The organism is Blattabacterium cuenoti (assembly GCF_014252015.1).
In the GTDB taxonomy this organism is placed as follows: domain Bacteria; phylum Bacteroidota; class Bacteroidia; order Flavobacteriales; family Blattabacteriaceae; genus Blattabacterium; species Blattabacterium cuenoti_U.
This window is the reverse complement of sequence record NZ_CP059206.1, coordinates 1-17,187: the sequence shown is the minus strand read 5'-3', so window position 1 is coordinate 17,187 and position 17,187 is coordinate 1. Positions and strand designations below refer to the sequence as shown.

Here is a 17,187-nt window from a genome sequence, read left to right as displayed (position 1 = left end):
TAGAAAATTTATTCTATAATTTTTTTTACATATAATTTATCCATACATAATCCTAACATATCTAGGATGGTCAAATTAAATATTGGATGATTTTTATTTGGAGCTATTTCACACATAGGTTCTAAAACAAACCTTCGTAAATGTAACAATGGATGTGGAATTGTCAAAATAGAGCTATATATAATAATATGATCATAAAATAAAATGTCTATATCTATTTCTCTACTTTGATATTTTTCTTGAAATAAATTTTTTTTCCTTCCTATAAGTATTTCTATATCCAAAATTTTTTTTAAAAGATCAATAGGAGAATAATTAGTTTTTACATATAAAGCTCTATTATAAAAAATAGAAGAATTTTTCATCTTCCATGCTTCGCTTTCAAAATATGATGAAATTTTAATAATTCTACCTATTTTTTTAGATATTGAAATTAAAGATTGATCCAAATATTCTTTTTTATTTCCTTTGTTACTTCCTTGCAACAAGAATACATCATGTTCTTTCAAAATAAAAAATTGTTACAACATATTTAATATACTGAAAAACTGTATTTTTTATTTAAATTAGAAAAATATTTTCATAAAAAAATATTAATGAGATTAGTAATAGATTTTATGAAGAATCTTTTTACCCAAGAAATAGCCATAGATTTAGGAACAGCAAATACACTTATTATGCATAATAACAAGGTAATAGTTGATTTACCTTCTATAATCGCTATAGATGTAAGAACAAAAAAAGTATTAGCTGTAGGAGAAGAAGCTAAACAAATGCAAGGGAAGACACATGAAAATATTAAAATTTATAAACCATTGAAAGATGGGGTGATTGCAGATTATCAAGTAGCAGAACTTATGATTAAAGAGTTTCTTAAAAAAGTTCCGGGTGTAAATAATAAGTTTTTTACCCCATCATTAACAATGGTTATTTGCATTCCATCCGGAATAACAGAAGTGGAAAAAAGAGCAGTAAAAGATTCGGCTCAACATCTGAATGCTAAAGAAGTTTATCTTATTGAAGAACCTATGGCCGCTGCTATTGGTTCAGGTATTTCTGTGACTAAAGCAGAAGGAAATATGATTATTGATATAGGAGGAGGAACAACAGAATGTGGGGTTATAGCTTTGGGTGGTATAGTATGTCAAAAATCTATAAAAATAGCTGGAGATGTTTTTACAAATGATATTTCCTATTTTCTTCGTTCTAAATATAACCTATATATTGGAGAAAGAACTGCAGAGAAAATAAAAATAGATATTGGGGCAGCTATGGAATCCATAGAAGCTCCTCCAGAAGATATTCACATACAAGGAAGAGATCTTACTACAGGAAAACCCAAAGAAATGAATCTTTCTTATAAAGAAACAATTCCTGCTTTAGATAAATCAATTTTACGAATTGAGGATGCCGTGATGGAAACACTTTCTAGAACTCCACCGGAACTTGCAGCAGATATTTATAAAACAGGAATATATATGGCGGGAGGAGGCTCTCTTTTAAGAGGTTTAGATCAAAGAATATCCAAAAAAACGGGTCTTTCTGTTTATTTAGTGGAAGATCCTTTAAGAGCGGTAGTGAAAGGAACAGGAGTTGCATTAAAAAATATTGATAAATTTACATTTTTAATGAAATAGGGTTTTATGCGTGAATTTTTTAATTATTTTTTTAAATGGCGTTTTTTTATTTTCTTTTTTTTACTAGAATTCACTGCTATTTTTTTTTCTTTTTCAAATTCAAAATTTCATCAATATATTTATGCCGGTTCTTCCAATTTTATGATAGGAAAAGTTTATGAAACCATTTACAAATTACGTAGTTATTTTTTGTTAGAAATTGAAAATAAAAAACTTCTGAATGAAAATAAAAGATTACGTGATGCTCAAATATTATATAAAATAAGAAAAATATCTAAAGATTTTAATAAAGAAGACATTAATTATTTACAACAGTATACTTTTACTCCAGTACAAATTATAAATAATAGTATTCATGAACAAGAAAATTATATAACTATTAATAAAGGAAGTATAGATGGAATCAAATCAGATATGGGAATAATATTATCTAATGGAATTGCAGGTATTATTATAAAAACTTCTACACATTTTAGTATAGCAATTTCTCTTTTAAATCCAAAAATTAAAGTTAATGCCAGGCTAAAAAAAAATAAATATTTTGGAACTCTTAGTTGGGATGGATTGGATCACGAATATGTAGTATTATATGATATTCCTAGACATTCTACTATATATAAAGGAGATATAGTAGAAACAGATGGAAAATCAGCTACTTTTCCTGAAGGAATTCCGATTGGAAAAGTTTATTCTTATAAACTTGATGAGGAAAATGCTAATTATATTATAAAAGTGAAACTCATGGCCAATTTTTCTACTATAGAAAATGCTTATGTTGTCAAAAACTTATTCAAAAAAGAATGGAATGATCTTCAACTTTATAAAGTTGAAGATAAGTAATGAATTTAATTAAAAGCTTTATTATTTCTGTATTTTATATTTTTCTTATTTTTCTAATTCAAATATCAATATTAAATTCTTCATTTTTAGGATGTTATTCTTATATATATATTATTTTTATATTAATACATCCATATAATGAAAATAAATTTTTATTTTTATTATTATCCTTTTTAATAGGGTGGGTAATCGATCATTGTATGAATTCTGGAGGTATTCATGCTTTTTCTTCTACTTTATCTGCTTTTTTAAGACTCAAATTTCTACAGTTTTTTGATGGAAAAAATTTTATAAATAGGAATGATTTTTCTATTTATGAATTGTCTTTTATTAGAAAAACGCTTTATATATTTTCATTAGTTGTTACACATCATTTTTCTTTATTAATATTAGAAATATTGAAGGGAACTATTTTAAACCAAATTGTTTTATTTAGAACAATATTTAGCAGTATTTTTACAACTATTTTATGTATTATATATTTTTTTTTCAAAAAAATTAAACATTGAAAAAATTATATAAGTTTTACATTTTATTGAGTTTTGTAGGTGTCATTTTTATAATTAGGCTATTTTATATACAAATATATACGGAGAAATATATTCTGAATGCTTTTAATACTTCTATTAAACAAGAAATTATTATTCCTGAAAGAGGATCAATTTTTGATAGAAATGATAATTTATTAGTTTTTAATAAATCTATTTATGAGTTAATAGTTATTCCTATTCTTATAGATGAACATTTTAATATTATGGAATTTTGTAATCTTGTAGGAATTGAAAAAAATACTTTTTCTAAAAATTTAGAAAAAGCAAAAGCTTATTCTAAATATTTGCCATCTGTTTTTTTACCTTTTATTTCAAAGGAAAAATTTGCCACAATACAAGAAAAATTGTATAAATACAAAGGATTTGATTGGACAAAACGTTCTCTTAGGGATTATAAAGTAGAAAGTTCAGCTAATGTTTTAGGATATATAGGAGAAGTCACTCAAAAAGATATTAAAAAGGAATCTAATTATTATCAAATAGGGGATTTTATTGGTTGGGCTGGAGTAGAAAAATCTTATGAAAAAACTTTGAGGGGGAAAAAAGGAGTAAAGTATTGGGTTAGAGACAGAAAAGGATGCATTATAGGTAGTTATAATAATAATAAAAATAATATTAAAGCTGTAAGTGGAAATGATATCTCTTTAACTATAGACTGGAATTTACAAAATTATGCAGAACAGCTTATGTATCAAAAAAAAGGAGGAATAGTCGCTATAAATCCTAAAAATGGTGAAATTTTATCCTTGGTATCTAGTCCCATTAATAATCCTAATTTATTTGTAGGTATTAATCGTTCTAAAGAATTTCAAAAATTAATAAAGGATACAATAGATAATCCTTTATTTGACCGAACTACACAAGCTCGTTATCCACCTGCCTCTCCATTTAAATTACTTACTGAATTAGCAGGACTTCAGATGGGGGTAGTAGATACCAATACAACTTTTATATGCTATAAGGGATTTAAATATGGAAAAAAAAGAATTCATTGTCATTCTGGAATTCATGGATTACCTATAGGAATAGAAACTGCTGTTGCTGTTTCTTGCAATAATTATTTTGCACAAGTTTATAAACGTGTTATAGAAAAATATCCTAGAAATTTGACAAAAGGTCTTAATGAATGGTGTGATATTATAAAAAGTTTTGGTTTTGGAAATTACTTATATAATGATTTAGCTACAGGAGAAAAAGGAGTAATTCCTTCTGGAGATTATTATAATAAAAAATATGGAACAACAAAATGGAATGCCATTACAATTATTTCTAATAGTATTGGTCAAGGGGAAATCAATGTTACTCCTATACAATTGGCTAATATGGTTTGTGCTATAGCAAATAGGGGTTTTTTTTATACTCCACATATAGTAAAACGAATTAATCACCAACCTATATCCAATCCTAATTATACTGTTGCTAAACACACTAAAGTTAAAAGTAAATATTTTGATTTAATTATTAATGGAATGGAAAAAGTTTTCATGATTGGAACTGGAAGAAATTTTAAGTCATCTGACATTAGAATGGCTGGAAAAACAGGAACCGCTCAAAATTTTATTAAAATTAATCATAAAATAGTTTCTTTACCTGATCATTCTATTTTTATATTGTTTGCTCCAGTAGAGGATCCAAAAATTGCTATTTCTGTTATAATAGAAAATGGAGGATTTGGATCTCGTTGGGCCGGACCTATTGCTAGTCTTATTGCAGAGAGGTATATTAAGAATAATGTCGATAGAAAAAATCTTGAAACAAAAATAATGACTTCAGGACTTAAAAAAGTATATAATTCAATAGCAAAAATGAAAAGATTAAATAATTCTTATACAAAAATTGAGAAATAAAATATTGTTTAGAAATATAGATTGGGGAGTTATTATTATTTACATTATTATGATTTTTTTTGGATGTATGAATTTATATTCCGTATCTCCAGAAAAAGCAGAAAAACAATTAATATGGATATTATTAAGTTTTGTTTTCATATTTATTATTTTTTTATTTAAACCTATTCATTATAAACATATAACTCCATTTTTCTTTTTGTTTACATTATTCCTTTTGATTGGAGTATTTTTTTTAGGAAAAAATGTAAATGGATCAAAATCTTGGTACGTTTTTGGATCTATTAGTTTTCAACCATCTGAACTAGCTAAAATTTCAACATCTTTGATGATAGCTCATATTATGAGTCAAGAGGATATAAAGAATAATAATAAAGTATTATTACATATATTTATTATCTTAGTATTACCTGCTTTCTTAATATTTTTACAACCTGATCCTGGTTCTTCTATAGTTTTTTCTTCTTTTATCCTCACTTTATATAGAGAAGGTTTATCCATATCTTTTATACTTTATTTTTTATTTTCTATTTTTTTGTTTTTGATTTCTTTAAATTTATCACCTTGGATTATAGTTTTATTTTTATTCATTATTTTCGCATTTTTCTTTTCTTTTAAGAAAAAAACATCATTTATTGATTTATTTTTTTATATATTTTTATTCATTAGCTTTTCAATTTTTTCTATTTTTTCTCCATTTTTTTTTCAAAAATTTTTAAAACAACATCATAAAGACAGAATCAATATTTTATTTCAAAATGAATTTGATAGAAAATACAGGGATAATGTAGGATATAATTTGTTATATTCTAAAACGGCTATTGGTTCTGGAAAATTTTTTGGAAAAGGATATCAAAAAGGAACTGTTACAAAAGGAAAATTTGTACCTGAACAACATACTGATTATATTTTTTGTACAGTAGGAGAAGAATGGGGTTTTATAGGAAGTGCGATTCTGATTATATTTTATTTATTATTTATTAGTCGTATTTATTTTTTATCTGAAAGACAAAAAGATACTTTCGTAAGAATTTTTGGCTATTCAGTTGGAAATATTCTTTTTATTCATCTTATTATTAATTTAGGGATGGTTATGGGTCTTTTTCCTACAATAGGAATTGTTTTACCTTTTTTTAGTTATGGAGGGTCGTCTCTTTGGTCTTTTACTGTTTTATTATTTATCTTTATAAGAATGGATGTATCAGATCAAACCTGTTTGATTTGAGATGATTTCATTCCAATTAATATGATAGGGGCTGATTTTGGATTTGACAGCAAGATAAGTAATAAAAGAAAGCATATCGTGTCACGTAAGGTATTACACGAAAATAAAGCGTTACATAACATATAAATGGCGAAAAAGAATACGCTTTTGCTGCTTAATTAATGTTTAAAACATTATAGCCTGAGTCTGCAAAAAATGCAGAAGCAAAATATCTCTCAGAAATTTTTCCTTATAATTTCTGATATAGAGATACTCAAAAATATTAAGGATAGGAAAACAAATGATTCTTAAGTTTTCTGAAATTATATTTTGAATCTAAGTTTTTATTCTGGATCCAAAACTTGGATAAAAATGGATCAAATTTTTTTTTGGATAAATATGTAGAAATCTTTTATGCTACTTGTTTGGACGCGGGTTCGAATCCCGCCAGCTCCACTTAATTATTAAAATATCATAAAAAAAATTGAATTTTTTATATATAGTATATTTTCAGGTTTTTTACTAGGATTAGGATGGCCTACTGATGGGGATCCCATATATTTGTTTATAGCTTTTATTCCTTTATTATATATAGAAAATTATTTGAATCATTCTTTTTTTTCTATTTTATTATTTTCTTTTATTACTTTTTTAACATGGAATGTAATTTCCACATGGTGGTTATCTTATTCAAAAAGAACTAATGGAACTTTTGCTGTAGAAGCTTTTTTAATTCCTGTGTTACTTAATGCTTTTTTCATGTCAATTATTTTTTCTTTTTATTCATGGATTAAAAAATATGAAAAAAGTAAAAAAATAGGATATATATTTTTAGTTTGTTTATGGATTTCATTCGAAAAAATGCATTTAGAGTGGGAATTATCTTGGCCATGGCTCAATTTGGGAAATGGTTTTGCTAGTCGTACTGAATGGATTCAATGGTATGAATATACGGGAATTTTAGGAGGATCTATATGGATATGGATAGTAAATATTGGATTTACAGAATCCATTGTTAAATATAATATTGATAAAAATATTTTATTATTCTATAAAAGAATATTTCTTAATATAGGAATAATTTTTTTCATGATTTTTATTTCAAATCTTATATATATAAAATATAAAGGAAGTCAATATAAACGTACCGCAAATGTATTAATTTTGCAACCCAATATAGATCCATATAATCAAAAATATTCTTTTTCAACAGATAAATTAGTTTCAAAATTAAAGAAATTAATAAATAAAAAAATATCTGAAAAATCTATGATTATCGTCGCACCCGAAACTATATTTCCAGGAAAAGGAAATAAAATACAGATAAAAGATATAAATAAAAATAAGATTATATTTTCATTCAAGAATTACTTGAAAAAAAAATCTCCAAATACAGTATTTATAACAGGAGTGGAATTAATAACTTTATATCATAAAAATAAAAGCAAAACTTCTACTCCTATTTTTTTGAAAAAAAAAAATATACAATGGGTAGATATTTTTAATTCTGTGATTCAAATAGGAATTAATAAAGATATTGAATTTCATCATAAATCTAAATTAGTACCAGCAGTGGAAACTTTTCCTTATAAAAAATTTTTTTCACCTATATTAGGAAATATATTACTTAATTTTGGAGGAACTGTAATGGAACTTGGAAAAGAAAATTATCCTTCTGTTTTTCTAAATCCTTATTTAGGAATTAAAATAGCCCCTATCATTTGTTATGAATCTGTTTTTGGAGAATATGTATCTAATTTTTTTAAAAAAAAAAATGTAGAATTAATGGTTATCATTACTAATGATGGATGGTGGGGGTTCTCACAAGGACATAAACAACATATGTATTATGCTCGTATTAGAGCAATTGAAAATAGAAAATATATAGCTAGATCTGCAAATACAGGTATTTCTTGTTTTATTAACGAAAAAGGAGAAATTATGTCATATATTCCTTATGGAAAAGAAGGTTTTTTATATAATAAAATATATCTCAATGATAAGAAAACTTTTTACATTAAACATGGAGACTTTCTTTCTAAAATTAGTTTATTGACAATAATCATAATTTTATTGTATACCCTGACATATAATATCATATCAAGCAAAAAATGTGCAATAAATAAACTCAAGCCTTAATTTTTAAAAAAGCTTCCCCTATATGATTAATAATATCATTAGCTATGATAGCTTCTTCACTTAATTTTTTTGAAGCAATATCTCCTGATAATCCATGTAAATAAACTCCCATTATACATGATTCTTCCGGAGAATATCCTTGAGATAACAAACTCATTATCATTCCAGTGAGAACATCTCCACTACCGGCTGTTGCCATTCCTGCATTTCCTGTACTATTAAAATAAAGATTTCCATTAGGTGTTGAAATAACGGAATATGCACCTTTTAATACAATAAAAATTTTATATTTTGTAGACATTTCTTTTAATAGATATAATTTTTCATAATCATTTTTCCATAATTTTTTACATAATTTCTGAAATTCTTTTGGATGTGGAGTAAGAATAGTTCCTTCCGGAAGAAGATCCAATAATTGTAATTGATATGATAAGATATTTATAGCATCTGCATCTATCACCATAGGGATTTTTTTTTTTTTTAGTAAAAAAGATTCTAGAGCGTATACAGTTTTGGGATGAATTCCCATACCCATTCCTATTCCTATTGCATTTATATTATCATTAGAAATAACAATATTACTTATACAATATTTTTTTTCGTCTGTATTTACAATGGCTTCTGGAAGTGCATTTTGTATAATTTGATAACCACAATAAGGAACATATACACTTAATTTTCCTATTCCAGTACGAAAACTAGCTGTGGCAGAAAGAATAATAGATCCTATCATACCGAAACTTCCTCCTATAATTATTCCATGTCCATAATTTCCTTTATGTGAAAATTTTTTTCTTACTTTTTTTTTATATATAGCATGAATATATACATTATCTACATAAAAATTTTGAGTTTGTATTTTACGAAAAAAATCATTTTTCCATCCAATGTTTATTAAATACCATTTTCCAACATAATCTGCGTATTTTGGTAATAAAAAAGGTAATTTTGGAACTTGAAATGTTAAAGTGTGTGTAGCTTTTATTATCCCTTTAAAATCTTCATTATTTTTTTCCATAAATAGTCCAGATGGGATATCTATAGATATAACTGCTAGAAATTTTTTTTCGTTAATATAGTGAAAAAAAGATTTCCAATATTGATTAATTTCACGATTGAATCCTATTCCAAAAATGGCATCAATCAAATAACTTTTTTGATTTAAAAAAGGAAATTTTTCCCCTTTATAAATTGTTTTAAAAGTTATTTTATGTTGTAATATTTTATGTTTATTGATTAAAAACTCATTTGAAAAATGATTAGAAATGTTAACTGCATATACTGAAACTATTGCTCCGTATAAATGTAACATATAAGATAAATACAGTCCATCTCCTCCATTATTTCCATTTCCGACTAATACTATAAATGGAATTTTTCTAATTTTAAAATATTTATTATGAATAATCCAATCAAAACAACTTTTAGCTGCTCTTTCCATTAATTGAATAGGAGAAATTAATTCGGAATCAATACAATATTGATCGGCTTTTCTAATTTGATTTAAAGAAAGAATTTTCATTTTTTAAAATGAATTTATTATTTTTGATTTTGTAAATTTTCTATTTTAATTAGATTAGATTGTAAAATCTGATCAGTATCTGCAAATATAAAACGATTAATCTAGATGGCCGAGTATAATTTGACCCTTCCAGCCATGGGTGAAAGTATAGCTGAGGCTACTATCATTCGTTGGTTAAAGGAGGAGGGAGATCCTATAAAAAAAGAAGATCTTTTAGTAGAAATAGCTACAGATAAAGTAGATTCTGAAATATCTTCTCCTGTAAATGGTATATTAAAAAAGAAACTATTTTCTCCTAATGAAGTTGCTAAAGTAGGAAGTTTCATAGCTATTTTAGAAACGGAAGAAAAATTTTCTTTAGAGTTAGAGGATCTTACAATAATAGAAAAGAATAAAAAACGTTTTTATTCTCCTCTTGTACGTACTATTGCTCATAGAGAAGGGATCAGTTTCTATGAATTGGAAACAATAGAAGGAACTGGAGATAAGGGACGTGTTACTAAGAAAGATATATTAAAGTATATTCATATTAAAAAAAACAGAATTATTATCCCTAAATATGAATATGATAGAATTTTATTTTCATGTAATAATAATAAAAATACAAATCATAATCAAAAGGAAGAAGTAATTGAAATGGATAGAATGCGTAGGATAACTGCAGAACATATGATGAACAGTAAAAATATTTCTGCACATGTCACTTCTTTTGTAGAAGCAGATGTCACTAATATAGTAAAATGGAGAGAGAAAATAAAAGATACATTTCAAAAAAATACGGGAGAAAAATTAACTCTTATGTCTGTTTTCGTGGAATGCGTAGTAAAAGCTATAAAAGATCACCCCATGATAAATATTTCTGTCAATGGAACAAATATAATAAAAAAAAGAAATATTCATATAGGATTAGCTACAGCTTTACCCAACGGGAATTTAATTGTTCCTGTAATCAAAAATGCAGATTCTTATAATTTAGTAGGATTAATAAAAATTATCAATGATTTGATAAAAAGGGCGAAATCTAATCAATTAAAACCTGAAGAAACTCAAGGAGGAACTTATACAATTAGTAATATTGGAAGTTTTGGAAATCTTTTTGGAACACCAATTATACATCAACCGCAGGTAGCTATTATGGCTATAGGTTTAATTCAAAAAAAATTATCTATTATAGAAACTCCAGATGGAGATATAATAGGAATAAGACACAAAATTTATTTGTCTCATTCTTATGATCATCGTGTAATAGATGGAGTTTTAGGTGGATGTTTTGCTAAAAAAGTAGCTCTATATTTAGAAAAATTTAATTGTTATATAAAAATATAAATATAAAATTATGAAATTCAGTTTTGATGCACTTATTGAAATTCCCAAAGGGAGTAGAAATAAATATGAATTTGACAAAAAAAATAATCTAATTCGATTGGATCGGGTATTGTACTCTCCTATGAGTTATCCCACAGATTATGGTTTTATTCCAAAAACTCTTTCTATGGATGGAGATCCATTAGATGTGTTAGTTTTTTTGACAGAACCTACAATTCCAGGTTGTTTAATAGAAGTAAAACCTATAGGAATTTTTTTCATGACAGACGAAAAAGGAGAGGATGAAAAGATTATTTGTGTTCCTGTTGCAGATCCTAATTATAATAGGATAAATGATATTGATGAGATTGCTTTACATACTAAAAAAGAGATAGAGCATTTTTTTTTAGTATATAAAGATTTAGAAAACAAAAAAGTGAAAATAGGAAATTGGAAAAATAGAAAAGAAGCTATCTCTGTATATCAACAATCTTGTCTGCGATATCAAAATCATTTAACGCAAATGTAACTCTTTTAATTTTTCTTTTTCTAAAAAAGATGGAGCATTTATCATTACATCTTTTCCATAATTATTTTTTGGAAAAGCGATGAAGTTTTTTATATTTTTATCTTCTTCCATAAGATTGACTAGTCTATCTAAACCGAAAGCTATACCTCCATGAGGAGGAACTCCATATTCAAAAGCTTTTATAAAAAAACCAAATTTAGATTCTATTTCCTTTTGAGAAAATCCTAAATGTTTAAAAATAAAATTCTGTATATTTTTATTGTGAATACGTATAGATCCACTTCCGATTTCTATTCCGTTTATAATTAAATCATAAGATTTAGAACGAATTTTTTTTGGATTTGTTTTCAGTAAATGAATATCTTCTTCTTTTGGACTAGTAAATGGATGATGTACAGATTTATATTTTTTAAATTGTTTATCCCATTTTAAAAGAGGAATATCTGTAATCCACAAAGGTTGATAAATTTTAGAATTTTTTAAATTAAAAAAATCTGCTATTTTTAGTCGTATTTCTCCGAGTTTTTCTCTAGTTTTTCTTTTTTTTCCATAAGAAAAAAATAAGAAATCACCGGGTATAGCTTTAAAATACTTTACAAAAATTTCTAAAATTTTTTTGTTTAAAAAACTTTGATTAGAAGAAAGTAAAGTTTGATCACATAAGTATTTTATCCAAAAAAAGTTATCATTTTCTATTTTTTTCAAAAAAAAATCTATTTTATCATAAATATTATGATATTTTTTAATTTTAATTCCTATTACCAATTCTTGTGTTTTCAAAAAATTAATATCTTTTTTTTTAACTAAATCATTTAGTTCAATAAAAGGCATACCAAAACGAATATCAGGAGAATCTGTTCCATATATTTTTATAGCATTAGAATAAGAAATACAAGGAAAAGGATCTAATTGAATTTTTTTAATTTTTTTGAAAATATGTTTGATAAAATTTTCAAAGAAAACTAATACATCATGAACTTCTACGAAAGACATCTCACAATCTATTTGTGTAAACTCTATTTGTCTATCAGAACGTGAATCTTCATCCCTAAAACATTTCACAATTTGAAAATACTTATCTATTCCTCCTATCATCAACAATTGTTTAAATAATTGTGGAGATTGAGCTAGAGCATAGAACTTATCAATATGTATTCTAGAAGGAACAACAAAACTTCTTGCTCCTTCTGGAGTATGATTGATTAAGACAGGAGTTTCTATTTCCAAAAATCCATTTTCAGAAAGAAAATTACGTATCTCCAAAGTTAAATTATGACGAATAATCAAATTATTTTTAATAGGATTTCTTCTCATATCAAGATATCTATAAATCATTCTAATTTCTTCATTTCCATCTGTTTGATCTTCTATAGTAAAAGGAGTAGGTAGAGATGAATTTAACAAATCTATATGAGAAACTGAAATTTCTATTTCACCTGTAGGAATATTATTATTCTTAGAAAATCTTTCTACGACCTTTCCTCTTATTCTAATTATAAACTCTTTTCCTAAAAGAAAATTTTTTTTTACTAATTTTTTAGAAATCATTAACTGTGTAATTCCAAAATAATCTCTAATATCCATAAATAATAAAGATCCTAAATTTCTTATTTTTTGAATCCATCCAGATAATATGACTTCTTTTCCTACATCTTTGATCCTCAATTCTCCACAATTATGTGTTCTATACATTGTTTTTAACTTTTTTTATATTCAGATAATTCTTCATAAACCTCTATAAGATCTCCAGATTTAAGATTATGATAATTTTTTATTCCTAACCCACATTCATATCCTTTTGAAACTTCTTTAACATCTTCCTTAAAACGTTTAAGAGAAGTAAATTCTCCATTATGAATAACAATTCCTTCTCTAATTAACCTAACTTTTGCTTGACGTAATAATTTCCCTTCTATTACCATACATCCAGCTATAGTTCCTGTTTTTGGTATTTTGAATATTTCTCTAACTTCAGCATTCCCTAATATCTTTTCTCTTACTTCAGGAGATAGCATTCCATCCATAGCTTCTTGAATATCATTGGTAATATCGTATATAATTGAATAAGTTCGTATTTCTATATTTTCTTTTTTTTCTATATTCTTAGCTCCAATATTAGAACGAACATTAAATCCTATAATTATAGCATCTGAAGCACTCGCTAATAAAACATCAGATTCTGTAATCTGACCAACCCCTTTATAAATAATATTGATCATAATATTATTTGTAGATAATTTCTGAAGAGCATCAGCAATAGCTTCCACTGATCCATCCACATCTCCTTTAATAATAATTTTCAATTCTTTAAAATCACCTAATGCTATACGTCTTCCTATTTCATCCAATGTAAGATGTTTTTGAGCTCGTATATTTTGTTCTCTTTGCAATTGTTCTCTTCTAGAAGCAAGTTGTTTTGCTTCTTTCTCATCTTTAAATACTTTAAATTTATCTCCAGCAGTAGGAGCTCCGTTCAATCCTAATATAGTAATAGGCTTAGATGGACCTACTAATGGAACAGATTTCCCCCGTTCATCCAAAATACTTTTTACTTTTCCATGATGACTTCCTGCTAATACATAATCTCCAACTCTTAATGTTCCTCCTTGGAGAAGTAAAGTTGCAATGAATCCTCTTCCTTTATCTAAAGAAGCTTCTATAACTGTTCCTATTGCAGGTTTATTTGGATTAGCTTTTAAATTTAACGATTCAGAAACTAAAATAACTTTTTTTAATAACTCATCTATCCCAGATCCTAATTTTGCTGATATTTCTTGAGTAGAATATTTTCCTCCCCATTCTTTAACTAAAAAATTCAAATTAGCTAATTGTTCTCTAATTTTATCTGGATTAGCGTTGGATTTATCCATTTTATTAAAAACAAAAAGGATAGGAACGCTAGCAGCTTGAGCATGACTAATTGCTTCTTTGGTTTGAGGCATCACCTGATCATCAGCCGCTATAACTATGATTGCAATATCCGTTATTTGTGCTCCTCTTGCGCGCATAGCAGTAAAAGCTTCATGTCCTGGAGTATCTAAAAAAGTAACACTTTGATTATTAGAACATTCTACACTATAAGCGGCTATATGTTGAGTAATTCCACCTGCTTCTCCTGCAATAACATTGGTATTTCTAATATAATCTAATAAAGACGTTTTTCCATGATCTACATGCCCCATAACTGTAATGATAGGAGGCCTAGGTCTTAAATGTTCTTCTAAATCTTTATCATCTTGAACTGCTTCCTCTAAATCCAATCCGACAAATTTTACATTATATCCAAATTCATCTGCAACTAAGGTTAATATCTCTGCATCTAATCTTTGATTCATGGTAACCATAATTCCCAAAGACATGCAAGATACTATCACATCTGTAGCATTGACTTTCATCATAGATGCTAGTTCATTTACTGTAGTAAATTCAGCTAGTTTAAGAACTTTTTCTTCTTTTTTATTTTCTATTTCATTTTGTATAAATTTTTTTTCCTTCTTGGATTGACGTTTTTCTTTCCTAATTTTTGAAGCTTTTGATTTGATTCCTTTGGAAGATAACTTTTCTAAAGTTTCTCTGATTTGTTTTTTAATTTGTTCATCAGTAATTACAGATTTTTGTAAATTCTTTTTATTTTTTGATTTATCTATTTTTTTTTCATTATAATATTTATTAGATTTCTTTTCTTTATTTTGTTTTTTACTTGTAGAAATATTTTTCACTTCATCAACAAAAACTTCTTTTTTTATTCTCTTTCGTTTCTTTTTAATTTCTGATTTTGTTCTTTTTTTTTCAAATTGAGATAAATCTATTCTATCTCCTGTTAACATAACCCCATCCAATTTTTGATATATGGTATCAATATGTTCAGGTTTGTTATGATTTTTAAATTTATTTTCTATTTTTTTATGTTGATGTAAATTGTTTTTTTTTTCTTCTTTAATTCCATATTTTTTGTCTAATGTATCAATATCTATTTTTCCTACTTTTTTAAATTCAATTAAATTTTCTGATTTGGCACGTATAATTTGATAATTATGAATATGTTTTGATTTTAATAATTCTTCTTTTATTTTATCTTTTTCCATTTTTTTTTGCAAAAAAACCTTCTCAGATGCATCTCGTATTTCCTTGTGAGTTTTAAATTCTCTAACAAGAAACTTATAGACTGGTTCTTCTATTTTGGCATTAGGATTATTTTCTATTTCAATTCCTTTTTTTTGTAAAAAACTAATTACTCGTTGTAAGGAAATATTAAATTTGGTTAATACTGTTTTTAATCTGATTTTATCAGTCATATAAAAATATAAAAATGTAGTAAAAAATATAAGAATAAAAATAGAAATCTTGGAAAGAAAAAACTTATGTATTTACATTTAATTCTTCCTCAAATTCTTTTTTTAATATGGTAAATACTTTATTTATAGTTTTTTCTTCAAGATTAGTCCGTTTACTTAAATCAGTTTTGCTGTAGTTTAAAACAGATTTTGCGGTATTTAAACCTACTTTATGAAATCTTTCCAATACTTCCGATTCTATTTCATCAGAAAATTCTGTTAATTCCACATCATCTTCATAAGGAAAATCTCTGAATATATGTATTTTATATCCAGTTAATTGACTAGCTAATTTGATGTTTTGACCTCCTTTTCCAATTGCTTTCGATATTTCTTCAATTTTTACATATACATTTACATATTTATGTTCTTCATTAACTTCCATCATAGAAACTTTAGCCGGACTTAAAGCTCTTGTTATATATAACTGTATATTAGAGGTGAAATTAATAACATCTATATTTTCATTTTTTAATTCTCTAACAATAGGATGAATCCTAGACCCCTTCATTCCTACACATGCTCCTACTGGATCTATACGATCATCATAAGATTCTACAGCTACTTTAGCTTTTTCTCCTGGAATACGTGCTACTTTTTTAACTGTAATTAAACCATCAGAAACCTCTGGAATTTCTAACTTAAAAAGTTCTTCCAAAAAAGATTCATCTTTTCTGCTAAGAATAGCAAAAGGTTTGTTATCTTTCCAATCTACTCGTTTAACTAAAGCTCTAACGGGGTCTCCTTTTCTAAAAAAATCACTTGGTATTTGCTCTTGTTTAGGTAAAACCATTTCATTTTGTTCTTCATCTCTCATAATAATTTGTTTTGGCAAGATATGATAGACTTCCACATTAATAATCTCTCCTACTTTATTTTTGAACTTTTTATAAGTATTTGTATTATCATACTCACTAATTTTAGAAAGCAAATTTTGTCTGAGAGCTAAAATAGCTCTTCTTCCTAAAGATTGTAATTCTACTTTTTCCGTAACTTCTTCTCCAATTTCAAAATCAGGTTCTATTTTTCTAGCTGTAGATAGTTCTATTTCCTTATTTATATCTTTTATTTCTCCATCTTGCACTACTACGCGATTCCTCCATATTTCTAAATCCCCTTGATCTGGATTTACAATAATATCGTAATTTTTTGATGATTCGTATTTTTTTCTTAAAACACATCGTATAGATTCTTCTAAAATGGCCATTAGACTCACTCTATCTATATTTTTTTCATATTTAAAATCTGAAAAAGAATCTATTAAAGCTTCATTATCCAT

At 26.0% G+C, this 17,187-nt stretch carries 13 protein-coding genes and 1 other RNA gene; 9 read left to right on the top strand and 5 right to left on the bottom strand.

Going from position 1 to position 17,187, the window contains the following annotated elements; translation table 11 throughout:
* Positions 1 to 8: 8 nt before the first annotated feature.
* On the bottom strand, positions 9 to 509 hold the full coding sequence (folK, locus tag H0H50_RS00070) for a 2-amino-4-hydroxy-6-hydroxymethyldihydropteridine diphosphokinase (protein ID WP_185867156.1): 501 nt from the start codon (positions 507 to 509) through the stop codon (positions 9 to 11).
* An 87-nt stretch (positions 510 to 596) separates the two neighbouring features.
* Here folK and H0H50_RS00065 point away from each other — a divergent pair, with 87 nt between their 5' ends.
* From H0H50_RS00065 to lnt, 7 genes are all read left to right on the top strand, one after another.
* A complete protein-coding gene (locus tag H0H50_RS00065) occupies positions 597 to 1,637 on the top strand; it encodes a rod shape-determining protein (RefSeq protein WP_185867155.1) in 1,041 nt (346 codons plus the stop codon).
* Between the two features lie 6 nt (positions 1,638 to 1,643).
* On the top strand, positions 1,644 to 2,477 hold the full coding sequence (mreC, locus tag H0H50_RS00060) for a rod shape-determining protein MreC (RefSeq protein WP_185867154.1): 834 nt from the start codon (positions 1,644 to 1,646) through the stop codon (positions 2,475 to 2,477).
* Positions 2,477 to 2,986, top strand: coding sequence for a hypothetical protein (locus H0H50_RS00055; protein ID WP_185867153.1), 510 nt, complete (start codon positions 2,477 to 2,479; stop codon positions 2,984 to 2,986). The genes mreC and H0H50_RS00055 overlap by 1 nt, the downstream gene beginning before the upstream one ends.
* Positions 2,983 to 4,875 (top strand): penicillin-binding protein 2, encoded by a 1,893-nt coding sequence (gene mrdA / locus H0H50_RS00050; protein WP_185867152.1) that lies wholly within the window; start codon positions 2,983 to 2,985, stop codon positions 4,873 to 4,875. Before H0H50_RS00055 ends, mrdA begins: the two co-directional genes overlap by 4 nt.
* Before the next feature lie 49 nt (positions 4,876 to 4,924).
* Positions 4,925 to 6,100: a rod shape-determining protein RodA gene (gene rodA / locus H0H50_RS00045; protein WP_238784212.1), complete on the top strand. Its 1,176-nt coding sequence runs from the start codon at positions 4,925 to 4,927 to the stop codon at positions 6,098 to 6,100.
* Between the two features lie 27 nt (positions 6,101 to 6,127).
* Positions 6,128 to 6,538, top strand: a transfer-messenger RNA (tmRNA) gene (gene ssrA, locus H0H50_RS00040).
* Positions 6,539 to 6,640: 102 nt separating this feature from the next.
* On the top strand, positions 6,641 to 8,218 hold the full coding sequence (lnt, locus tag H0H50_RS00035; RefSeq protein WP_238784199.1) for an apolipoprotein N-acyltransferase: 1,578 nt from the start codon (positions 6,641 to 6,643) through the stop codon (positions 8,216 to 8,218).
* On the opposite strand, the gene H0H50_RS00030 is transcribed toward lnt, so the two are convergent.
* Positions 8,208 to 9,740, bottom strand: a complete 1,533-nt coding sequence (locus H0H50_RS00030) for an NAD(P)H-hydrate dehydratase (RefSeq protein WP_185867151.1) — start codon at positions 9,738 to 9,740, stop codon at positions 8,208 to 8,210. The two genes, lnt and H0H50_RS00030, sit on opposite strands and share 11 nt — an antisense overlap.
* Before the next feature lie 105 nt (positions 9,741 to 9,845).
* On the opposite strand from H0H50_RS00030, the gene H0H50_RS00025 reads away from it, so the two are divergent.
* Complete coding sequence (locus H0H50_RS00025) at positions 9,846 to 11,066, top strand: dihydrolipoamide acetyltransferase family protein (protein WP_185867150.1); 1,221 nt, start codon at positions 9,846 to 9,848, stop codon at positions 11,064 to 11,066.
* A 10-nt stretch (positions 11,067 to 11,076) separates the two neighbouring features.
* The gene (locus tag H0H50_RS00020; protein ID WP_185867149.1) at positions 11,077 to 11,574 is read left to right on the top strand and encodes an inorganic diphosphatase; all 498 of its coding nucleotides are present in this window, start codon (positions 11,077 to 11,079) and stop codon (positions 11,572 to 11,574) included.
* Here H0H50_RS00020 and aspS read toward each other — a convergent pair.
* The 3 genes from aspS to nusA form a co-directional block, all read right to left on the bottom strand.
* Entirely contained in the window at positions 11,560 to 13,266 is a 1,707-nt protein-coding gene (aspS, locus tag H0H50_RS00015; protein ID WP_185867148.1) for an aspartate--tRNA ligase, read from the bottom strand. The two genes, H0H50_RS00020 and aspS, sit on opposite strands and share 15 nt — an antisense overlap.
* A 5-nt stretch (positions 13,267 to 13,271) precedes the next feature.
* On the bottom strand, positions 13,272 to 15,869 hold the full coding sequence (gene infB / locus H0H50_RS00010) for a translation initiation factor IF-2 (protein ID WP_185867147.1): 2,598 nt from the start codon (positions 15,867 to 15,869) through the stop codon (positions 13,272 to 13,274).
* Between the two features lie 64 nt (positions 15,870 to 15,933).
* Positions 15,934 to 17,187 carry a transcription termination factor NusA gene (nusA, locus tag H0H50_RS00005; protein ID WP_185867146.1) on the bottom strand — a complete coding sequence of 418 codons (1,254 nt, stop codon included), beginning with the start codon at positions 17,185 to 17,187 and terminating at the stop codon, positions 15,934 to 15,936.